This window comes from Pseudomonas sp. GL_117, from assembly GCF_057835125.1.
The window spans coordinates 604718-625557 of record NZ_CM174418.1; the positions used below are offsets into that span (position 1 = coordinate 604718).

At 61.2% G+C, this 20840-nt stretch carries 16 protein-coding genes and 2 tRNA genes; 14 read left to right on the plus strand and 4 right to left on the minus strand.

What is annotated here, in order from left to right; translation table 11 throughout:
• The first annotated feature begins 14 nt into the window (after positions 1 to 14).
• The 10 genes from AC3ISR_RS02580 to AC3ISR_RS02625 all read left to right on the plus strand — a co-directional run bounded on the left by AC3ISR_RS02580 (position 15) and on the right by AC3ISR_RS02625 (position 13027).
• Positions 15 to 1436 (plus strand): N-acetylmuramoyl-L-alanine amidase, encoded by a 1422-nt coding sequence (locus AC3ISR_RS02580; RefSeq protein ID WP_192300278.1) that lies wholly within the window; start codon positions 15 to 17, stop codon positions 1434 to 1436.
• On the plus strand, positions 1436 to 3349 hold the full coding sequence (mutL, locus tag AC3ISR_RS02585) for a DNA mismatch repair endonuclease MutL (protein WP_370694879.1): 1914 nt from the start codon (positions 1436 to 1438) through the stop codon (positions 3347 to 3349). The genes AC3ISR_RS02580 and mutL overlap by 1 nt, the downstream gene beginning before the upstream one ends.
• Positions 3349 to 4320 carry a tRNA (adenosine(37)-N6)-dimethylallyltransferase MiaA gene (gene miaA / locus AC3ISR_RS02590; protein WP_192300277.1) on the plus strand — a complete coding sequence of 324 codons (972 nt, stop codon included), beginning with the start codon at positions 3349 to 3351 and terminating at the stop codon, positions 4318 to 4320. Before mutL ends, miaA begins: the two co-directional genes overlap by 1 nt.
• Positions 4321 to 4415: 95 nt before the next feature.
• Positions 4416 to 4676, plus strand: a complete 261-nt coding sequence (gene hfq, locus AC3ISR_RS02595; RefSeq protein WP_176997135.1) for an RNA chaperone Hfq — start codon at positions 4416 to 4418, stop codon at positions 4674 to 4676.
• Positions 4677 to 4688: 12 nt separating this feature from the next.
• Positions 4689 to 5990, plus strand: coding sequence for a ribosome rescue GTPase HflX (gene hflX, locus AC3ISR_RS02600; RefSeq protein WP_017734959.1), 1302 nt, complete (start codon positions 4689 to 4691; stop codon positions 5988 to 5990).
• Between the two features lie 96 nt (positions 5991 to 6086).
• Positions 6087 to 7262, plus strand: coding sequence for an FtsH protease activity modulator HflK (gene hflK / locus AC3ISR_RS02605; protein WP_192300276.1), 1176 nt, complete (start codon positions 6087 to 6089; stop codon positions 7260 to 7262).
• Positions 7262 to 8128, plus strand: a complete 867-nt coding sequence (gene hflC, locus AC3ISR_RS02610) for a protease modulator HflC (RefSeq protein ID WP_192300275.1) — start codon at positions 7262 to 7264, stop codon at positions 8126 to 8128. The genes hflK and hflC overlap by 1 nt, the downstream gene beginning before the upstream one ends.
• Before the next feature lie 293 nt (positions 8129 to 8421).
• Positions 8422 to 9609, plus strand: coding sequence for an ATP phosphoribosyltransferase regulatory subunit (locus AC3ISR_RS02615; RefSeq protein WP_192300274.1), 1188 nt, complete (start codon positions 8422 to 8424; stop codon positions 9607 to 9609).
• A gap of 54 nt (positions 9610 to 9663) precedes the next feature.
• The gene (locus AC3ISR_RS02620; RefSeq protein WP_192300273.1) at positions 9664 to 10953 is read left to right on the plus strand and encodes an adenylosuccinate synthase; all 1290 of its coding nucleotides are present in this window, start codon (positions 9664 to 9666) and stop codon (positions 10951 to 10953) included.
• Between the two features lie 139 nt (positions 10954 to 11092).
• On the plus strand, positions 11093 to 13027 hold the full coding sequence (locus AC3ISR_RS02625) for a methyl-accepting chemotaxis protein (protein ID WP_489324565.1): 1935 nt from the start codon (positions 11093 to 11095) through the stop codon (positions 13025 to 13027).
• Positions 13028 to 13127: 100 nt separating this feature from the next.
• On the opposite strand, the gene AC3ISR_RS02630 is transcribed toward AC3ISR_RS02625, so the two are convergent.
• The 4 genes from AC3ISR_RS02630 to AC3ISR_RS02645 form a co-directional block, all read right to left on the minus strand.
• The gene (locus AC3ISR_RS02630; protein ID WP_192300271.1) at positions 13128 to 14693 is read right to left on the minus strand and encodes an ABC transporter permease; all 1566 of its coding nucleotides are present in this window, start codon (positions 14691 to 14693) and stop codon (positions 13128 to 13130) included.
• Positions 14693 to 15718, minus strand: a complete 1026-nt coding sequence (locus AC3ISR_RS02635) for an extracellular solute-binding protein (RefSeq protein WP_192300270.1) — start codon at positions 15716 to 15718, stop codon at positions 14693 to 14695. The genes AC3ISR_RS02630 and AC3ISR_RS02635 overlap by 1 nt, the downstream gene beginning before the upstream one ends.
• Before the next feature lie 158 nt (positions 15719 to 15876).
• A tRNA-Leu gene (locus AC3ISR_RS02640) sits at positions 15877 to 15963 on the minus strand.
• Between the two features lie 153 nt (positions 15964 to 16116).
• A tRNA-Leu gene (locus tag AC3ISR_RS02645) sits at positions 16117 to 16203 on the minus strand.
• Positions 16204 to 16428: 225 nt separating this feature from the next.
• On the opposite strand from AC3ISR_RS02645, the gene rnr reads away from it, so the two are divergent.
• The 4 genes from rnr to rpsR all read left to right on the plus strand — a co-directional run bounded on the left by rnr (position 16429) and on the right by rpsR (position 20815).
• Positions 16429 to 19062, plus strand: coding sequence for a ribonuclease R (gene rnr / locus AC3ISR_RS02650; RefSeq protein ID WP_192300269.1), 2634 nt, complete (start codon positions 16429 to 16431; stop codon positions 19060 to 19062).
• Positions 19059 to 19820: a 23S rRNA (guanosine(2251)-2'-O)-methyltransferase RlmB gene (gene rlmB, locus AC3ISR_RS02655; protein ID WP_192300268.1), complete on the plus strand. Its 762-nt coding sequence runs from the start codon at positions 19059 to 19061 to the stop codon at positions 19818 to 19820. The genes rnr and rlmB overlap by 4 nt, the downstream gene beginning before the upstream one ends.
• 313 nt (positions 19821 to 20133) lie before the next feature.
• Entirely contained in the window at positions 20134 to 20556 is a 423-nt protein-coding gene (rpsF, locus tag AC3ISR_RS02660; protein ID WP_003217491.1) for a 30S ribosomal protein S6, read from the plus strand.
• 28 nt (positions 20557 to 20584) lie between these two features.
• Positions 20585 to 20815, plus strand: coding sequence for a 30S ribosomal protein S18 (gene rpsR, locus AC3ISR_RS02665; protein WP_003171373.1), 231 nt, complete (start codon positions 20585 to 20587; stop codon positions 20813 to 20815).
• Positions 20816 to 20840: the final 25 nt, after the last annotated feature.

A 20840-nucleotide genomic window follows, 5' to 3' on the forward strand; every position in this document is an offset into this window, starting at 1 on the left:
TGGTGGGGTTAGGTATGCGCTTTCGCGCGTTGGTTGCTGTCGTAGGGGTGTTGCTTGCGGCAATGACTGTCAATGTTCTGGCTGCTTCACAGGTGAAAAGTGTGCGCCTGTGGCGAGCGCCGGATAACACGCGACTGGTGTTCGACCTGTCTGGCCCGGTCCAGCACAGTGTCTTTACCTTGTCGGCGCCGGATCGACTGGTGATCGACATCAACGGTGCGACCTTGGCTGCGCCGCTGAAAGTCTCCACCGCCAACACCCCGATTACGTCCATGCGTTCGGCCCAACGTACGCCGACTGACTTGCGCGTGGTCATCGACCTGAAAAAAGCCGTGACCCCGAAGAGCTTTGTGCTGGCGCCCAACGCCCAGTACGGCAACCGGCTGGTGGTCGACCTGTTCGACAACGCCGCCGACGCCAACCCGCCACCGGCACCTACCCCGAGCGTGGCGACCGTGCCCGCCGTCCCGGTCAGCCCGGCGCAACCGCAGGTCAAGTTGCCACCGTTGCCACCGGCCCCGGCGGGCAAGCGCGACATTATCGTGGTGATCGACGCCGGTCACGGTGGCGAAGACCCGGGTGCCTCGGGTTCCCGTGGGCAGCATGAAAAAGACGTGGTGCTGGCCATCGCCCGCGAACTGCAGCGTCAGGTCAATGCCATGAAAGGCTACCGCGCCGAGCTGACGCGTACTGGCGACTACTTCATCCCGTTGCGCGGGCGTACCGAGATCGCGCGCAAGAAAGGCGCCGACCTGTTCGTCTCGATCCACGCCGACGCCGCGCCGTCCACTGCCGCATTCGGTGCTTCGGTGTTTGCCTTGTCGGATCGCGGCGCCACGTCCGAGACCGCCCGTTGGCTGGCCGACAGCGAAAACCGTTCCGACTTGATCGGTGGGGCCGGCAACGTGTCCCTCGATGACAAGGACAAAATGCTCGCTGGCGTGTTGCTCGACCTGTCGATGACCGCCTCGCTCACCTCCAGCCTGAACGTCGGCCAGAAAGTCCTGAGCAATATCGGCCGGGTCACGTCGCTGCACAAACAACGCGTGGAGCAGGCCGGGTTCATGGTGCTGAAGTCGCCGGACATCCCGTCGATCCTGGTGGAAACCGGGTTTATCTCCAACGCCAACGAAGCCTCGAAGCTGGCCAGCGCCAGTCACCAGCAGGCCTTGGCGCGTTCGATCAGTGCCGGTATTCGTCAGTTCTTCCAGCAGAATCCTCCGCCTGGCACCTATATCGCCTGGCTGCGCGACTCCGGCAAAATCGCCCAGGGCCCGCGTGACCATCGCGTGCAGCCGGGCGACACCCTGGCCATGCTGGCCGTGCGTTTCCAGGTCTCGGCCGCGACGTTGCGCAGCGCCAATAGCCTGAAGACCGATGAATTGAAAGTCGGCCAGGTGTTGACCATCCCTGGCACCGAATTGGCGGCACAGTAATGAGTGAATCAGCGTTGAACAACGGCTCGCGTATCGAGCTGCTCAGCCCGCGCCTGGCCAACCAGATTGCCGCCGGTGAGGTGGTTGAGCGCCCGGCATCGGTGATCAAGGAGCTGCTGGAAAACAGCATCGACTCCGGCGCCAAGCGCATCGACGTGGACGTGGAGCAGGGCGGCGTCAAACTGCTGCGGGTGCGGGATGACGGCAGCGGCATCTCCTCCGATGACCTGCCGCTGGCCCTGGCCCGTCACGCCACCAGCAAGATCCGCGACCTGGAAGACCTTGAGCGGGTGATGAGCCTGGGCTTTCGGGGTGAGGCGCTGGCGTCCATCAGCTCCGTGGCGCGCCTGACCCTGACCTCGCGCACCCGCGCCGCCGAACAGGCCTGGCAAGTGGAAACCGAGGGCCGCGACATGGCGCCCCGGGTCCAGCCGGCGGCTCATCCGGTGGGCACTTCGGTGGAAGTGCGCGACCTGTTCTTCAATACCCCGGCGCGGCGCAAATTCCTCAAGGCCGAGAAAACCGAATTCGATCACCTGCAAGAAGTCATCAAGCGCCTGGCCCTGGCGCGGTTCGACGTGGCGTTTCACCTGCGCCACAACGGCAAGACCATCCTCAGCCTGCACGAGGCCCATGACGAGGCAGCGCGTGCGCGCCGTGTCTCGGCGATCTGTGGTGCGGGCTTTCTGGAGCAGGCGCTGCCGATTGAAATCGAACGCAACGGCTTGCGCCTGTGGGGCTGGGTCGGTTTGCCGACCTTTTCCCGCAGTCAGGCGGACTTGCAGTACTTCTTTGTGAACGGTCGCGCCGTGCGCGACAAACTGGTGGCCCACGCGGTGCGCCAGGCCTACCGCGATGTGCTGTTCAACGGGCGGCATCCGACGTTTGTGCTGTTTTTTGAGGTCGACCCGTCGGTGGTGGACGTCAACGTGCACCCGACCAAGCACGAAGTCCGTTTCCGTGATGGGCGCATGGTGCACGACTTCCTTTATGGCACTTTGCACCGCACCTTGGGCGATGTGCGTCCGGATGATCAGCTGTCCGCGCCGATCGTGACCGCGGTGGTACGCCCGAGCGGTCCGCAGGCCGGTGAGTTCGGGCCTCAGGGCGAAATGAGCCTGGCGGGCAACCTGCTGCAATCGACGCCGCCACAGCCGTCCTTTGCTGCACCGGGTTCCGGCGCAGGTGCCGGCTATCAGTATCAATACACTCCGCGTCCGCAATCGGCAGTGCCGGTAGCCGAAGCGCAGGCGGCGTATCGCGAGTTCTTCGCGCCGCTGCCGGGCGCCGAGCCCGGTGCCGTGGCTCTGCCGGAAGGTGGCGGTGATATTCCGCCGTTGGGTTACGCGTTGGCGCAGCTCAAGGGCATCTATATCCTCGCGGAAAACGCCCACGGCCTGGTGCTGGTGGACATGCACGCCGCCCACGAGCGGATCATGTACGAGCGCCTCAAGATCGCCATGGCCAGCGAGGGTCTCAGCGGCCAGCCGCTGCTGGTGCCGGAATCCCTGGCGGTCAGCCAGCGCGAAGCCGACTGCGCCGAAGAGCATGCCGGGGTGTTCCAGAAGCTCGGCTTTGAGTTGCAGCGCCTGGGCCCGGAAACCCTGGCCATCCGCCAGATTCCCGCGCTGCTCAAGCAGGCCGAAGCCAACCGCCTGGTCGCCGACGTGCTTGCCGACCTGATGGAATACGGCACCAGCGACCGCGTCCAGGCGCATATCAACGAACTGCTCGGCACCATGGCCTGCCACGGTGCGATCCGCGCCAACCGCCGCCTGGCGCTGCCGGAAATGAACGGCCTGCTGCGTGACATGGAAAACACCGAGCGCAGCGGGCAGTGCAACCATGGCCGACCGACCTGGACCCAGATGGGCCTGGACGATCTGGACAAACTGTTCTTGCGCGGTCGCTGATGAGTGCCCTGCCCCCCGCGATCTTCCTGATGGGCCCCACGGCTGCCGGCAAGACTGACCTGGCCATCGAGCTGACCAAGGTGCTGCCGTGCGAGCTGATCAGCGTCGACTCTGCCCTGGTTTACCGGGACATGGACATCGGCACGGCTAAACCTTCCAAAGAGCTGCTGGCGCAGTATCCGCACAAGCTGATCGACATTATTGACCCGTCCCAGAGCTATTCGGCGGCGGATTTCCGTACCGATGCCCTGGCCGCCATGGCCGAGATCACCGCGCGCGGCAATATTCCGCTGCTGGTCGGGGGCACGATGCTCTACTACAAGGCTTTGCAGGAAGGCCTGGCGCAGATGCCACCGGCCGATCCCCAGGTGCGCGCCGAGCTGGAAGAAGAGGCTGCACGCCTTGGGTGGCAAGCCTTGCACGACCAGTTGGCGGCTGTGGACCCGGTGTCCGCCGCGCGTATTCACCCCAATGATCCCCAACGGCTCAGTCGCGCCCTGGAAGTCTGGCGTGTCAGCGGCCAGACCATGACCTGGCATCGGCAGCGACAATCTGCGCAAAGTGCTGATGCAGGCGCATCTGGACAGTCACAATTGCCCTATACTGTGGCGAATCTGGCCATCGCTCCGGCAAATCGCCAGGTGCTGCATGAACGAATTGCACAAAGATTCACAATTATGTTGGAACAGGGGTTTATAGACGAGGTCGTAGCACTGCGTTCCAGAGGTGACCTGCATCCAGGGTTGCCTTCGATACGTGCTGTAGGCTACCGCCAAGTCTGGGATCATCTGGATGGCAAGCTGACGTCAGCCGAAATGCAGGAGCGCGGCATCATCGCCACGCGCCAATTGGCGAAACGCCAGTTCACCTGGTTGCGCAGCTGGAGCGATTTGCACTGGCTGGACAGCCTGGACAGCGACAATCTGTCACGCGCCTTGAAATACTTGGGAACGGTCTCCATATTGAGCTGAGTCCTTGCAATTGCCGTCTATCCTTGGGGGTGTGACGGCCATGAGTTATCTATTTTCCGATTTTTTTATTATTGATCCTTAAAGGAGTGCGGCACATGTCAAAAGGGCATTCGCTACAAGACCCTTACTTGAATACTTTACGTAAAGAGAAAGTGGGGGTTTCCATCTACCTGGTGAACGGTATCAAGCTGCAAGGCACTATCGAATCGTTCGACCAGTTCGTCATCCTGCTGAAAAACACCGTCAGCCAGATGGTTTACAAGCACGCTATCTCTACAGTGGTTCCAGTTCGTCCAATCCGTCTGCCTAGCGCGACCGGTGATGACGCAGCTGACGCTGAGCCAGGTAACGCCTGATAGGAGTCTCCTTTGTTCTTTGAGCGCCACGGTGGTGGTGAGCGGGTAATCCTCGTTCACTTGGATGGACAGGACCCTGAGGCGCGCGAAGATCCGCAGGAGTTTCAGGAGTTGGCAAATTCGGCCGGCGCCGAGACCGTTGCGTTTTTTAACGTGCCGCGTCATCGGCCAACCGCCAAATTCCTGATTGGCAGCGGCAAGGTCGAGGAACTGCGCGACCTGGTCCACGCCGAAGAAGCCGATCTGGTGATCTTCAATCACGTCCTCACGCCCAGTCAGGAACGCAACCTCGAACGTGTCTTCGAGTGTCGCGTGATCGACCGCACCGGCCTGATTCTCGATATTTTCGCCCAACGCGCCCGTACCCATGAAGGCAAGCTCCAGGTTGAACTGGCCCAGCTTGACCACATGAGCACGCGGCTGGTTCGCGGCTGGACTCACCTTGAACGTCAGGGTGGCGGTATCGGCATGCGTGGCCCGGGTGAAACCCAACTGGAAACCGACCGGCGTCTGCTGCGGGTGCGCCTGCGCCAGATCAAGGGCCGGCTGGAAAAAGTGCGCAGCCAGCGCGAGCAATCGCGCCGTGGGCGTTCGCGTGCGGACATACCTACCGTGTCCCTGGTGGGCTACACAAACGCCGGCAAGTCCACGCTGTTCAACAACGTGACCAAATCCGACGTGTACGCGGCCGACCAACTGTTCGCCACTCTCGACCCGACCTTGCGCCGTCTGGATCTCGACGACCTGGGGCCGATTGTCCTGGCGGACACCGTGGGCTTCATTCGTCACTTGCCCCACAAGCTGGTCGAGGCATTTCGGTCTACGCTCGAAGAGTCGAGCAATTCCGATTTGCTGTTGCACGTGATCGATGCGGCCGAACCGGATCGCATGTTGCAGATCGAGCAGGTGATGCTGGTATTGGGCGAGATTGGCGCCCAGGACTTGCCGATCCTCGAGGTCTATAACAAACTCGATTTGCTTGAAGGCGTTGAGCCACAGATCCAGCGCGATGAGAACGGCAAGCCCCAGCGGGTATGGCTGTCGGCGCGCGACGGCAGTGGCCTGGAGCTGCTTGAACAAGCCATTGCCGAATTGCTCGGCAGCGATTTGTTCGTCGGCACCTTGCGCTTGCCCCAGCGTTTTGCTCGACTGCGTGCACAGTTTTTCGAGTTGGGCGCAGTACAGAAAGAAGAATACGACGAAGAAGGTGTCAGCTTGCTGGCTGTTCGATTGCCGCGCACGGAGCTTAATCGGCTGGTCAGTCGTGAAGGCGTAGTACCGACAGAGTTCATCGAACAACACACTTTGCAATAAAAGCCTCCGAAAGCGGTTGTGCCGCAGTAGCAGGCATTCTGTAGCATTGGTCGGCGCGCCGTGGGTGCGCCTTTGCTTTATCAGATGGAGAGCGCTATGGCTTGGAATGAGCCGGGTGGCAACTCGAATAATCAGGATCCTTGGGGTGGTAAACGCCGCAATAATGGCGACCGCAAGGGGCCACCAGATCTCGACGAGGCCTTCCGAAAGCTGCAGGAAAGCCTGAATGGGTTGTTCGGTGGTGGAAAAAAACGTGGTGGTGACGACAGTGGTCGCACAAGCAAGGGCGGCGGCTACGGCCTGCTGGGCCTGGGCCTTGTCGTGCTGGCAGCCGTCTGGCTGTACAGCGCTGTCTACGTCGTGGACGAGCAGGAGCAGGCCGTGGTGCTGCGCTTCGGCAAGTACTACGAGACTGTCGGCCCGGGCCTGAACATCTACTTCCCGCCGATCGACAAGAAGTACATGGAAAACGTCACGCGTGAGCGTGCCTACACCAAGCAGGGCCAGATGCTGACCGAAGACGAGAACATCGTCGAAGTGCCGCTGACCGTGCAGTACAAGATCAGCAACCTGCAGGACTTCGTGCTGAACGTCGACCAGCCGGAAATCAGCCTGCAACACGCGACCGAAAGTGCCCTGCGCCACGTGGTGGGTTCCACCGCCATGGACCAGGTACTGACCGAAGGCCGTGAACTGATGGCCAGCGAGATCAAGGAGCGCCTGCAGCGGTTCCTCGATACCTATCGCACCGGTATCACCGTGACCCAGGTGAACGTACAGAGCGCAGCCGCACCGCGTGAAGTTCAGGAAGCCTTCGATGACGTGATCCGCGCCCGTGAAGACGAGCAGCGTTCGCGCAACCAGGCTGAAACCTACGCCAACGGCGTCGTGCCGGAAGCCCGTGGTCAGGCCCAGCGTATCCTTGAGGATGCCAACGGTTACCGTGACGAAGTGGTCTCCCGCGCCAAGGGTGAGGCGGATCGCTTTACCAAGCTGGTCGCCGAGTACCGCAAGGCTCCGGAAGTCACCCGCGAGCGTCTGTACCTGGACACCATGCAGGAAGTCTTCAGCAACACCAGCAAGGTTCTCGTGACCGGCAACAAAGGTGGGCAGAACAACCTGTTGTACCTGCCTCTGGACAAGATGATCGAAGGTGGTCGTAGCAGCACCAGCGCACCGGCCACAGGTTCGACAGCCGCTGCCAATGAAGCGAGCGCCCGTGCGGCCGCTGACTTGCTGCAACAGCAAACACGTAGCAGGGAGAGTCGTTGATGAGCAATAAATCGCTGACCGCCCTGATTGTGGGCGTCGTCGTGGTCATCGCGGCCTGGAACTGCTTCTACATCGTGTCTCAGACCGAGCGCGCGGTGATGCTGCAATTCGGTCGCGTGGTCCAGGCGGATGTCCAGCCAGGCCTGCATGTGAAAGTCCCCTTCGTCAACCAGGTGCGCAAGTTCGATGCTCGCCTGATGACCCTGGATGCACCGACGCAGCGCTTCCTGACCCTGGAAAAGAAAGCCGTGATGGTTGACGCCTACGCCAAGTGGCGCGTCAAGGATGCCGAGCGTTTCTACACGGCAACTTCTGGTATCAAGCAACTCGCCGACGATCGTTTGTCGCGTCGTCTTGAGTCGGGCCTGCGTGACCAGTTCGGTAAACGCACGCTGCACGAGGTGGTGTCCGGTGAACGTGACGCGCTGATGGCTGACATCACGCGTTCGTTGAACGCGATGGCGGAAAAAGAGCTGGGCATTGAAGTGGTTGATGTCCGGGTCAAGGCCATTGACCTGCCGAAGGAAGTGAACCGCAGCGTGTTCGAGCGTATGAGCACCGAGCGTGAGCGTGAGGCTCGTGAGCACCGCGCCAAGGGTAACGAGTTGGCTGAAGGTATCCGTGCGGATGCCGACCGTCAGCGCCGTGTACTGCTGGCAGAAGCCTATCGCGAGTCCGAAGTGGCCCGTGGTGATGGTGATGCTCAAGCCGCAGCGATCTACGCCAAGGCCTACGGCCAGGACCAGGAGTTCTACGCGTTCTACCGTAGCCTGCGCGCCTACCGTGAAAGCTTCGCGAACAAAACCGACGTCATGGTGCTGGACCCAAGTAGCGATTTCTTCCGCTACCTGGAAAAAGCCAAGTAATCAGCTCGTCACTGTGTAGGACGCACTCCGTCGGGCGGCTAAAACGCCTGGCGGGGTGATCCTTTCAGAAAACGGGTGTATGATGCGGCAGCCGGGAAATTCCCGGCTTTTTTGCGTCTGCATGTTTGATTCGGCAGGCGTGACAGGTTTTTCGAGGAAAGTGCCCGACGAGGCCGATTGCAGGCCATTCGTCACGTCGCTCTTGCGCGTGGTTTATGCAGGCGGCGGGCATTTTCTGCTTCACTCAAGGCTCGGCCTAGGGCTGGCCGCCCGGATCAAAGGGGAATGGCGTAATGGCAACGGTAGACCGCTGGCTGCTGCCAGATGGCATCGAAGAAGTACTGCCACCGGAAGCTGCGCGCATTGAAGTAGCGCGTCGCCAGGTGTTGGATCTGTTCCAGAGCTGGGGTTACGAGTTTGTCGTGACCCCCCATATCGAGTACCTGGAATCCCTGCTGACCGGCGCGGGCCAGGACCTGGATCTGCGCACCTTCAAGGTCATCGACCCGCAATCGGGCCGGCAAATGGGCTTCCGTGCCGACATCACGCCGCAAGTGGCGCGCATTGACGCGCACACCCTGCGTCGCGAAGGCCCGAGCCGCCTGTGCTACGCCGGCAGTGTGCTGCATGCGCAGCCACGTGCCTTGTCGTCTTCCCGTAGCCCGATCCAGCTGGGCGCCGAGTTGTATGGCGATGCCAGCCCGAGCAGCGACGTTGAAGTGATCAGCTTGATGCTGGCCATGCTGCAACTGGCTGACGTACCTGATGTCCACATGGACCTGGGCCACGTCGGTATCTACCGCGGCCTGGCCCGTGCGGCCGGTTTGTCCGGTGAAGTGGAGCAACAGCTGTTCGACGCCCTGCAACGCAAGGCGATCGATGAAGTGATTGCCTTGACCGAAGGCGTGCCTGCGCAGTTGGCCGAGATGCTGCGTGCACTGGTCAACCTGTGCGGTGGTCGTGAAGTGCTGGTGGCTGCGCGCGAACGTCTGGCCAAGGCGCCGGCGCCGGTACTGGCTGCACTGGACGATGTGCTGGCTATCGCCGAGCAACTGTCGGCGCGCTTCCCGCAGTTACCGCTGTACTTTGACCTGGGTGAATTGCGCGGTTACCACTACCACACTGGTGTGGTGTTCGCGGTGTTTGTACCGGGTGTTGGCCAGGCCATCGCCCAAGGCGGTCGCTATGACGACATCGGCGCCGACTTCGGTCGTGCCCGTCCGGCGACCGGCTTCTCTACCGATTTGAAAACCCTGGTGACCCTGGGGCGTGCTGAGGTCGAGCTGCCGTCTGGTGGCATCTGGATGCCCGACAGTACGGACGCGGCACTCTGGCAGCAGGTTTGCCAGTTGCGCAGTGAGGGTCAGCGTGTCGTCCAGGCTTTGCCTGGGCAGCCATTGGCCGCCGCCCGTGAAGCGGACTGCGACCGGCAATTGATTCAGCAGAACGGGCTTTGGCAAGTATCGCCACTGGCTTCTTGAGTTTTCCTGCCGGCCATCGCCGGCACCAAGTTTGCGCGAATGAGGACAAGTGTTATGGGTAAGAATGTCGTAGTCCTGGGCACCCAATGGGGTGATGAGGGCAAAGGCAAGATCGTTGATCTGCTGACCGAACATGCTGCCGCCGTAGTGCGCTACCAAGGTGGCCACAACGCTGGCCACACCCTGGTCATCGATGGCGAAAAAACCGTCTTGCACCTGATCCCGTCGGGCGTGCTGCGCGAAGGCGTGCAGTGCCTGATCGGCAACGGCGTGGTGGTTGCACCTGACGCCCTGCTGCGCGAGATCATCAAGTTGGAAGAGAAAGGCGTACCAGTGCGCGAGCGCCTGCGTATCAGCCCGTCCTGCCCGCTGATCCTGTCCTTCCACGTCGCGCTGGACCAGGCCCGTGAAAAGGCGCGTGGCGAGCTGAAGATCGGTACGACCGGTCGCGGCATCGGCCCGGCCTACGAAGACAAGGTCGCACGTCGTGGCCTGCGTGTGGGCGACCTGCTCAACATGCCGCGTTTCGAAGACAAACTGCGTGAACTGGTGGATTACCACAACTTCATGCTGGTCGGTTACTACAAAGAACCGGCTATCGAATTCGACAAGACCCTGGCTGAGTGCAAGGAATACGCTGAGCTGCTCAAGCCGCTGATGCTGGACGTGACCGCCGAGCTGCACGACCTGCGTCGCGCCGGCAAAGACATCATGTTCGAAGGCGCCCAAGGCTCCCTGCTGGACATCGACCACGGCACCTACCCGTACGTGACCAGCTCCAACACCACCGCTGGTGGCGTTGCGACCGGTTCCGGTGTTGGCCCGATGTTCCTGGACTACATCCTGGGCATCACCAAGGCCTACACCACCCGTGTAGGTTCGGGTCCGTTCCCGACTGAGCTGTTCGACGAAGTCGGCGCTCACCTGGCCAAGCAAGGCCACGAGTTCGGTGCCACCACCGGCCGTGCCCGTCGTTGCGGCTGGTTCGACGCCGTTATCCTGCGTCGCGCTATCGATGTGAACAGCATCTCGGGCATCTGCCTGACCAAGCTGGACGTACTCGACGGCCTGGAAACCATCAACATTTGCGTCGGCTACAAAGACGCAAACGGTAATGATGTTGCCCCGACCGACGCTGACAGCTACGTGGGCCTGCTGCCTGTGTACGAAGAAGTGCCGGGCTGGACCGAATCGACCGTGGGCGCCAAAACCCTGGAAGAACTGCCGGCCAACGCCCGTGCCTACATCAAGCGCGTTGAAGCGCTGATCGGCGCACCGATCGACATTATTTCGACGGGGCCGGACCGCAACGAAACCATCGTTCTGCGTCACCCGTTCGCTTAATAAGCTGTTGATGTAAAAAGCAAAGGGCTCCTTCGGGAGCCCTTTGTCGTTTCTGGCGACCAAGCGGCACGACCCTTGCTTTGAATCCTTCTTTCGCGGTGCTATCAATTTAATGGCACCCGTGGTGGAGGGATTCCCGATGTCTGCCGTTCTCTCATTGTTACAAAGTCGTCTGTTGCGGCCCGTGTTCGTTACCCTAGGTATCGCCCTTTTGGTGCAAGTGCTGGTGGCCGTCGCTCTGACGCGGAGCACGGTGACTGCATTGGAAGCGGATTTGGGTAATCGCCTGGGGATCGACAGCCAGAAACTGTCTGGCGAGTTGGCGCAAGCCGGCAAGGAAGTCACGTCCAGCCTCGACAGCTTGTCGACCAGTACCCGTCAGCGTCTGACCGCCGGACTTTCGACGCGCTTGCAGGAAGAACAGAAGCAACTGCGTGCGACCCTGGAAAAAGACCTGAAAGACTCCGCCAACGATATGGCGCAACTACTGGCCTCGGTGGCGCCACGCGCCATGTGGGACAGCGATGTGCCGACCTTGTCCGAGTTCGCCCGGCGCGCCCAGCGCAATCCCAACGTGCTGTTCGTGGTCTACGACGACGCGGCGGGTGAGCACCTGACGCGCTACTTGAACCGGGAAAACCCGATCAACAAGGCGTTGCTGGAAAAAGGCCAGGGTGACCGTGCACTCGACAAAGTGTTGAATGCGGCGAAGAACGATCCGTCGGTGTACTACGTCGAGGCCTCCATAAGCCCCAACGGCGTGGAAATCGGCAAGGTTCTGATGGGCGTTTCGACGGCTTCGGTCGAGGCCGACCTGCAAGCCCTGGATAAGCGTTTCGCCACCCTGATTGCCAGCGGTGATCAACTGGTTGGTGACAGCCTCAAAGGCGCCGCCGCTGACAGCGCTGCCGCCATGGGCGCACGCCTGCAATCGGCACAAGCCACCGCCACCCAGATGACCGCCAACACCACCAGCGCCGTACAGGAGGCCGCCGGCAGGCTGCGCTGGCGCATCGGCATGGGGCTCGCGCTGGTCGGTCTGGGTGTCCTGCTGCTGATCGCCATCGTGCTCGGGCGCCGTGTGGTCAATCGCCTGAAGCTGTTGATTGCCGCAATGGATGACCTGGCCGCGGGCGAGGGCGACCTCACCAAACGTGTGCAAATCAGCAGCAAGGATGAAATCGGCGACATGGCTTCGGCGGTCAATCGCTTTGTGGATAAGTTGCAACCCATCGTGCGTGAAGCCGGCGATGTGGCCCAACGCACCGGCGTGGAAATCGGCGCGATGACCCTGCGCAACGCTGGCGCCGACGCCGCTGCCGGTTTGCAACGCGATGAGGTGGCCGAGAGCCTGCGGGCGCTGTCACAAATGGCTGACGAGGCCCAGGCCGAAAGCCATGCCATGCAGGCCGCCTTGCAGCAGGTGGTGGACATTCGCCAGGCCACGGATGAAAACTCACGCACCTCGACGGAAGTCGGCAGCCTGATCGAAGCGCTGGCGGGGCAGGTGCAGGCCGGTTCCAAGGTGATCGAGCGCCTGGCCCAGCAGAGTGAGCAGATTGAGGTGGTGTTGACGGTGATCCATGGCATTGCCGAGCAAACCAACCTGTTGGCGCTCAACGCCGCCATCGAGGCGGCACGTGCCGGCGAAACCGGGCGCGGCTTTGCGGTGGTGGCGGACGAAGTGCGGGCATTGGCCAGCAAGACCCAGAGCTCTACCGGCGACATTCAGGCGCATATCGTCGCGTTGCAGCAGGGCGCGCGTGAAGCGGTGGAAACCATCGGCAAGGCCGGGCGTCAGGCCAATGAAGGCTTGCTGGTGCTGCGCGACAGCGTGCGCTTGCAGCAGACCGTACAGGCTTCGGTGGAGCAAGTGCATGCGGCTATTGGTTTGGCGACGCGTGCGGCGGAGCATCAGGCGCAAGGCGCGCAGGCGGTGCGTGGGCGGGTCGAGGTGATCCATGCCCAGGCCGAGCGGGCGGCGCAGGCGGTGGTGGAGACGACCGCCAGTGGCAAGGTGCTGGATGGGTTGGCGGCGCAGTTGAAGGCCAGCCTGGGGCAGTTTCGGGCTTGAAGGTCGTCAGCTCCGGCCTCATCGCAGGCAAGCCAGCTCCCACATTTTGATTTGTGAATACCGTCAAATGTGGGAGGCTGGCTTGCCTGCGATAGCGGTATCAGCGGCTCAGATACATCCGAGTCGTCAGCAGATAAACCGGCAACCCCGACACCAGAATCAGCAGCGCCGCATACGGCGCCGCCGCTGCAAATTCCACATTCGAAGTGTGCGCCCACACCGCCGTCGCCAGGGTATTCAACCCGGTCGGGCTGAGCAGCAAGGTCGCCGTCAATTCCTTCATGGCATCCAGAAATACCAGTGCGAACGCCGCACCCAATGCAGGAAAGATGATCGGCAAGGTCACCCGGCAAAACGCGCTGAACGACGACGCGCCCAAGGTGCGTGCAGCCTCTTCCAATTGCGGAGCGGCCTTGTTCAACGCCGTACGGATCGGTGCTTGAGCCAAAGGCAAAAACAGCAACGCATACGCAATCAGCAACAGCGCCGACGTCTGATACAGCGCCGGCACGTAATGCAGTGCGAAATACACCAGCGTCAACGCAATCACCAGGCCGGGCAGGGCGTGCAGCAGGTAGGGCAAGCGCTCGGCCCAGATCGCCAACTGGCCTTTATAACGCACCACCAGCAAGCCTACCGGCACCGCCAGCACCAGGCACAACGCTGCGCCGCCGAGGGACAGCGCCAGCGAGGACAGCAGCGCCTCACTGATCGCGGCCACCGGAAACGCTGCCGATGAACCTACCGCTAGCCAGTAACCAAGCATGCCCAACGGAATGCCGCTGCCGATGATCGCCAGTGCCAGGCAATAGAGTTGCCCCAGCGGTGCCCACTTGCCCAATCGCACCTGCCCGGCATGTCGCGCCGCGCCCTGGCCGATGCGCACGTGTCGGCCCTTGCCGCGTACACGCAGCTCCAGCCACAGCAATGTCAGGCACATCACCAGCAATACCGCCGAGAGCATCGCGGCGTTGGCGTTACTGAATTCCAGCTCGAATTGCTGGTAGATCGCGGTGGTGAATGTTTGCAGGCCGATGATCGACAGCGCGCCGAATTCCACCAGCATATGCAGCGCGATCAACAACGCCCCGGCCAGCAGCGACGGCCACAGCAAGGGCAGGGTGACGCGCCAGAACACGCCCCAACGGTTCAGCCCCAGAGTGCGTGCGGACTCTTCCAGGGACGGGTCGAGGTTTCGCAGGGTCGCCGCCACCGGCAGGAAGACCAGCGGGTATTTCGACAGGCTCATCACCAGGATCGCGCCGCCGAGGCCTTCGAAGTTGGCACTCAACGACACCCAGGTAAAGCTGCTGACGAACGCCGGTACCGCAAACGGCAGGCACAGGATCACGCCCCAGATACGCCGACCGCTCAGGTTGCTGCGTTCCAGCAGCCACGCCAGGGACAGCCCGACCACGGCGCACGTCACCGTCACGCCGACCATCAGCGCGAGGGTGTTGCGCAGCAGGCCGAATACATACGGGCGCCACAGCAGGTGCACGGCCTCGGCCCAGCCCGCCTGCCAGGCCTTGAGCCCGACATACACCAGCGGCAGCAGGCTCAAGCCCACCAGAAACAGCACGGGCAACAGCAGCCAGATCGACGGCCGCTTGCGCCGCGGGCTTAACCCCCCGCGTAGGGCGGGGGCGCAGAGCGATGGGTTCATCAGTTCAAGCCAACGTCACGTTCCAGGTCCAGGGCTTCTTCGGCGTTGCCCAGGTCGGCGGGGGTGACTTTCGGCGGTTGCAACTCGCTGAAAGGCTTGAGGCCGCGGCTGGATTCCATGCCCTTGCGCAGCGGGTATTCGGCCGAGGTGTTGGTGATCACGCGCTGGCCTTCTTCACTGGCCATGAACGCCAGCAGTTGCTGGGCTTCCTTGGGATGCTTGCTGGATTTCAGCGCAGCAGCGGACGACACGGTGATCAGCCCGCCAACGTCGCCATCCGTGAAGTAATGCAGTTGCGAATCCAGGTTGGTTTTTTCCTTTTTCAGGGCAAACCAGTAGTAGTTGTTCACCAGCACGGTGGCCACTTCGCCATTCTCCACGGCTTTGAGGGCGACCATGTTGTTGCTGTACACCTTGCCGAATGCGCGCAGGCCGGTCAGCCATTCTTCGGCGGCGTCACGTCCGTGCAGCTTGATGATCGCCACGGCCTGTTCCTGGAACGCGCCGCTGGTGGGCACGAAGCCGACCTTGCCTTGCCACTCGGGGCCGGCGAAATCCAGCACCGACTTGGGCAGGTCTTTTTCGGCGATCAGTTTCGGGTTGAAGGCCACGACGCGGGTGCGCGCGGTCACGCCCATCCAGTCGCCATTGGCGCCGACATAGTCCTTGGGCAAGACATCGAGGGTGGCGGCGTCGATCTTGGCCAGCATGCCTTGCTCGCCGAGTTTGTTCAGCGGCGGCGACTCTTCGGTGTAGATCACATCGGCCGGGGAGCGCGCGCCTTCTTCGACGACCTGGCTGGCCAACTGGTTGCTGCTGCCTTTGCGCACGTTGACGTGAATGCCGGTCTTGGCTTCGAAGGCCTTGGCGAGTTCATCGCCGACTTCCTTGTGCTGACCGTTGTACAGGGTCAGGGAGACCTTGTCGGCAGAATAAGCGGCGGGCGAGAGCAGGGTCAGGCCGAGCAGAGTGATGGTCAGGCCACGCAGAAGGGATGTCTTGAGACGGGTATCGCGGATCATCATCCGGAGGTTTCCTCGCTTGAGTGCAACAAATCATTGCAAGGATAAACGATAAAACTTCTCAAGTGCGGGCGAGGGGGGAATAGGTATGCAACTTTTCAAGTTGGGGTTTTCAAACCCCGGAAACGAAAAAACCCGCTTTCGCGGGTTTGATCTGAATTTGGTGCCCAGGAGAAGACTCGAACTTCCACGACCTTGCGATCACCAGCACCTGAAGCTGGCGTGTCTACCAATTTCACCACCTGGGCATTATCAAGCAACGTTGCCGCTGTTGATGGGGCGAACTATACGGCGGGCTTTTAGATCTGTAAACCCCTGATTCAAAAAAATAAATCGGGATTTGCGTTAAAAATCAAAGGCCTGAAACGAAAAAACCCGCTTTCGCGGGTTTGATCTGAATTTGGTGCCCAGGAGAAGACTCGAACTTCCACGACCGTAAGGTCACCAGCACCTGAAGCTGGCGTGTCTACCAATTTCACCACCTGGGCATTATCAAGCAACGTTGCCGTCGTCGATGGCGCGCACTATACGGAGGGGCTTTTGAGCTGTAAACCCCTGCCATGAAAAAAACCTGGAATATTTCTCCAGTGGTCGTGCAAGGTGCCTGGAAAGGGCATCAAAAGGCTTTTAAACGCTTGTTGATGCCTGAAATTTCCCGTTTCAATACGCGTATGCCAAACTAACCCGCATATAGACAAGGTGAAAACTCTCTAATGGCCGATTGGCAGTCCCTCGATCCCGAGGCCGCTCGTGAAGCGGAAAAATATGAAAACCCTATTCCTAGCCGCGAACTGATCCTGGCGCATCTCGCCGATCGGGGTTCGCCTGCTAGCCGCGAGCAGTTGGTTGAAGAATTCGGTCTGACCACCGAAGACCAGCTCGAAGCCCTGCGCCGCCGCTTGCGTGCCATGGAGCGCGACGCACAACTGATCTACACCCGCCGTGGCACTTATGCACCTGTGGATAAGCTTGACCTGATCCTGGGCCGCATCGCCGGCCACCGTGACGGCTTCGGCTTCCTGATCCCGGACGACGGCAGCGACGACCTGTTCATGAGCCCGGCGCAAATGCGTCTGGTGTTCGATGGCGACCGTGCGCTGGCGCGCGTGTCTGGCCTCGATCGTCGTGGTCGCCGTGAAGGCGTGATCGTCGAAGTGGTGTCCCGTGCCCACGAGTCCATCGTTGGCCGTTACTTCGAAGAAGGCGGCATCGGCTTTGTCGTGCCGGATAACCCGAAGGTCCAGCAGGAAGTGCTGATCACCCCGGGTCGCAATGGCGCCGCCAAGGTCGGTCAGTTCGTCGAGGTGAAGATCACCCACTGGCCAACCGCACGGTTCCAGCCACAGGGCGATATTGTTGAAGTGGTCGGCAACTACATGGCGCCGGGCATGGAAATCGACGTTGCGCTGCGCACCTACGATATTCCTCACGTCTGGCCTGAGGCTGTGCTGAAAGAAGCCGCCAAGCTCAAGCCGGAAGTGGAAGAAAAAGACAAAGAAAAACGCATCGACCTGCGCCATCTGCCGTTCGTCACCATCGACGGCGAAGATGCCCGCGACTTCGACGATGCGGTCTACTGCGAAGCCAAGCCGGGCAAGCTGCGTCTGTTTTCCGGCGGCTGGAAGTTGTTCGTCGCGATTGCCGACGTGTCCAGCTATGTGAAGATCGGTTCGGCCCTGGACAACGAAGCCCAGGTGCGCGGCAACTCGGTGTATTTCCCTGAGCGCGTGATTCCGATGCTGCCTGAGCAGCTGTCCAACGGCCTGTGCTCCCTGAACCCGAAAGTCGACCGTTTGGCCATGGTGTGCGAGATGACTATCTCGAAAACCGGCGAAATGACCGACTACCAGTTCTATGAAGCGGTCATCCACTCCCAGGCGCGTCTGACCTACAACAAGGTCAGCACCATCCTGGAAACGCCGAAGACCAGCGAAGCCAAGGCCCTGCGTACTGAATACGCTGGCGTAGTGCCGCACCTCAAGCAGCTTTATTCGCTGTACAAAGTGTTGCTGGGCGCCCGTCATACCCGTGGCGCGATCGATTTTGAAACCCAGGAAACCCGGATTGTCTTCGGTTCCGAACGCAAGATCGCCGCGATTACCCCGACCACGCGTAACGATGCCCACAAGCTGATCGAGGAATGCATGCTGGCGGCCAACGTGGCCACTGCCGAATTCCTGCAGAAGCACGAAATTCCTGCGCTGTATCGCGTGCACGACGGCCCGCCGCCGGAGCGTCTGGAGAAGCTGCGCGCGTTCCTCGGCGAGCTCGGCCTGTCCCTGCACAAAGGCAAGGACGGCCCGACGCCGAAGGACTACCAGGCTCTGCTGGCGAGCATCAAGGATCGTCCGGATTACCACGTGATCCAGACCGTCATGCTGCGCTCCCTGAGCCAGGCGGTGTACAGCGCCGATAACCAGGGCCACTTCGGCCTGAATTACGAAGCGTACACGCACTTCACTTCGCCGATCCGTCGTTACCCGGACTTGCTCACGCACCGCGCGATCCGCAGCGTGATCCATTCCAAGCAGAACACCCCGCACGTCAAGCGCGCCGGTGCCATGACCATTCCGAAGGCACGGATCTATCCGTACGACGAAGCGGCCCTGGAACAGTTGGGCGAGCAGTGCTCCATGAGCGAGCGCCGCGCCGACGAAGCCACCCGTGACGTGGTGAACTGGCTCAAGTGCGAGTTCATGAAGGATCGCGTAGGCGAGTCGTTCCCAGGTGTGATCACCGCCGTCACCGGCTTTGGCCTGTTTGTGGAGCTGACCGACATCTACGTCGAAGGCCTGGTACACGTTACCGCCTTGCCGGGTGACTACTACCACTTCGATCCTGTGCATCACCGCCTGGCGGGCGAGCGCACCGGTCGCAGCTTCCGTCTGGGCGACACCGTGGAAGTGCAGGTCATGCGCGTCGATCTCGACGAGCGCAAGATCGACTTTGGTATGTCCGACAAGCCAGCCGAGTCGCCGGGTAGCCGTAAGAAGCGTGGCAGCACACCCACTGCTCCGGCAAGCAAAGGCAAGGGTGCCCCTGCCAAAGCAGCGCCTGAGCCTGAGCCGGCCAAGGCTGGTCGTCGCTCTGCGGCCAAGGAAAAAGCCCCCGAGGCTTACCGCCCAAGCGACGCCGCGGCGAAAAATGCCGAGCTGCGCAAGAGTCGTGAGTTGAAGCAGCAGTTGCTCAACGAAGCCAAAAGCGGTGGTAAAGCGGCGTCTGGGGGAAAGTCCCACGGGGCGGAAAAACCGTCGAGCAAGCCGAGTAAACACCGTAAAGGCCCGCCGAAAGCGGGCTCGGCCCCTGCCAAAAGCAGCGGGTCGCGCAAACCTAAGGCCAAGTCATGAGTCTGGAAAAAATCTACGGCGTACACGCCGTGGAAGCACTGCTGCGTCACCACCCGAAGCGCGTCAAGCAAGTGTGGTTGGCAGAAGGTCGCAGCGAGCCGCGCGTTCAGGCGCTGGTTGAGCTGGCGAACCAAAACAAGGTTGCCATCGGTCAAGCCGAGCGTCGTGAAATGGACGTGTGGGTCGAAGGCGTTCACCAGGGCGTGGTTGCAGACGTAAGCCCGAGCCAGGTCTGGGGCGAGGCGATGCTCGACGAGCTGCTCGACCGTACCGAAGGTGCGCCGCTGTTGCTGGTGCTGGACGGCGTGACCGACCCGCACAACCTCGGCGCCTGCCTGCGTTCGGCAGATGCTGCCGGCGCACTCGCGGTGATCGTGCCCAAAGACAAGTCGGCCACCCTGACGCCGGTTGTGCGCAAGGTTGCCTGCGGTGCAGCGGAAGTGATTCCGCTGGTGGCCGTGACCAACCTGGCGCGCACTCTGGAGAAACTCCAGCAGCGCGGCTTGTGGGTCGTGGGCACGGCAGGGGAGGCGGAGGTCAGCATTTATGACCAGGACCTCACCGGCCCGACCATCCTGATCATGGGCGCCGAAGGCAAGGGCATGCGTCGCCTGACCCGTGAGCACTGCGATTATCTGGTGCACCTGCCGATGGCCGGTAGCGTCAGCAGCTTGAACGTCTCGGTTGCGACCGGGGTGTGCCTGTTCGAGGCCCAGCGCCAGCGCGGCGCCAAGGCCAAGGCCAAGCCGAAGAAGTAATCGGGTCTGGCGCAAGTCAAAATGTGGGAGCGGGCTTGCTCGCGAATACGGTACTTCAGTCAACATTTTTGGTGACTGATACACCGCTTTCGCGAGCAAGCCCGCTCCCACATTGGTTTTGTGTTTAGCATGGGAGAGTGATTGTTCAAATAATCACCAATCACCTTGCACCCTTGATCCCCCTTCTCTACAATTGCGCCCCTTGCCTTCCTGGCGGGCACCGATGTGTCCCCCTTCGGCAAGATCCATAAGTGTCATTCACTCCTTGTCTGACCGTTTTTGAGCGGCAGGCTACAACCCGTAAGGAGCATTCATGCGTCATTACGAAATCATCTTTTTGGTCCACCCGGATCAAAGCGAGCAAGTCGGCGGCATGGTTGAGCGTTACACCAAGCTGATCGAAGAAGACGGCGGCAAAATCCACCGTCTGGAAGATTGGGGCCGTCGTCAACTGGCCTACGCAATCAACAATGTTCACAAGGCTCACTACGTGATGCTGAACGTTGAGTGCACTGGCAAGGCCCTGGCCGAGCTGGAAGACAACTTCCGCTACAACGATGCAGTGATCCGTAACCTGGTCATCCGTCGCGAAGAAGCCGTTACCGGCCAATCCGAGATGCTCAAGGCTGAAGAAAACCGCAGTGAGCGCCGTGAGCGTCGCGACCGTCCTGAGCACGAAGGCGCTGAAAGCGCTGATAGTGATGACAGCGACAACAGCGACAACGCTGACGAGTAATCCACGGACCTTTTAAGGAGCCTATCAAATGGCACGTTTCTTCCGTCGTCGTAAATTCTGCCGCTTCACCGCTGAAGAAGTGAAGGAGATCGATTACAAAGATCTCAACACTCTGAAAGCCTACGTATCCGAGACCGGCAAAATCGTTCCAAGCCGTATCACCGGTACCAAAGCTCGTTATCAGCGTCAGCTGGCCACCGCTATCAAGCGCGCCCGCTTCCTGGCCCTGCTGGCCTACACCGACAGCCACGGCCGCTGAGACCGGGCAGTCGACAAGTAGTAAG

Bases quoted from the DNA above. Each gene is read 5' to 3' on its own strand.
- hflC (WP_192300275.1), top strand. From the start codon at position 7,262: ATGAGCAATAAATCGCTGACCGCCCTGATTGTGGGCGTCGTCGTGGTC.
- AC3ISR_RS02615 (WP_192300274.1), top strand. From the start codon at position 8,422: ATGGCAACGGTAGACCGCTGGCTGCTGCCAGATGGCATCGAAGAAGTA.
- AC3ISR_RS02620 (WP_192300273.1), top strand. From the start codon at position 9,664: ATGGGTAAGAATGTCGTAGTCCTGGGCACCCAATGGGGTGATGAGGGC.
- AC3ISR_RS02580 (WP_192300278.1), top strand. From the start codon at position 15: ATGCGCTTTCGCGCGTTGGTTGCTGTCGTAGGGGTGTTGCTTGCGGCA.
- rnr (WP_192300269.1), top strand. From the start codon at position 16,429: ATGGCCGATTGGCAGTCCCTCGATCCCGAGGCCGCTCGTGAAGCGGAA.
- AC3ISR_RS02625 (WP_489324565.1), top strand. From the start codon at position 11,093: ATGTCTGCCGTTCTCTCATTGTTACAAAGTCGTCTGTTGCGGCCCGTG.
- AC3ISR_RS02630 (WP_192300271.1), bottom strand. From the start codon at position 14,693: ATGAACCCATCGCTCTGCGCCCCCGCCCTACGCGGGGGGTTAAGCCCG.
- miaA (WP_192300277.1), top strand. From the start codon at position 3,349: ATGAGTGCCCTGCCCCCCGCGATCTTCCTGATGGGCCCCACGGCTGCC.
- mutL (WP_370694879.1), top strand. From the start codon at position 1,436: ATGAGTGAATCAGCGTTGAACAACGGCTCGCGTATCGAGCTGCTCAGC.
- rpsF (WP_003217491.1), top strand. From the start codon at position 20,134: ATGCGTCATTACGAAATCATCTTTTTGGTCCACCCGGATCAAAGCGAG.
- hflK (WP_192300276.1), top strand. From the start codon at position 6,087: ATGGCTTGGAATGAGCCGGGTGGCAACTCGAATAATCAGGATCCTTGG.
- rlmB (WP_192300268.1), top strand. From the start codon at position 19,059: ATGAGTCTGGAAAAAATCTACGGCGTACACGCCGTGGAAGCACTGCTG.
- hfq (WP_176997135.1), top strand. From the start codon at position 4,416: ATGTCAAAAGGGCATTCGCTACAAGACCCTTACTTGAATACTTTACGT.
- rpsR (WP_003171373.1), top strand. From the start codon at position 20,585: ATGGCACGTTTCTTCCGTCGTCGTAAATTCTGCCGCTTCACCGCTGAA.
- AC3ISR_RS02635 (WP_192300270.1), bottom strand. From the start codon at position 15,718: ATGATGATCCGCGATACCCGTCTCAAGACATCCCTTCTGCGTGGCCTG.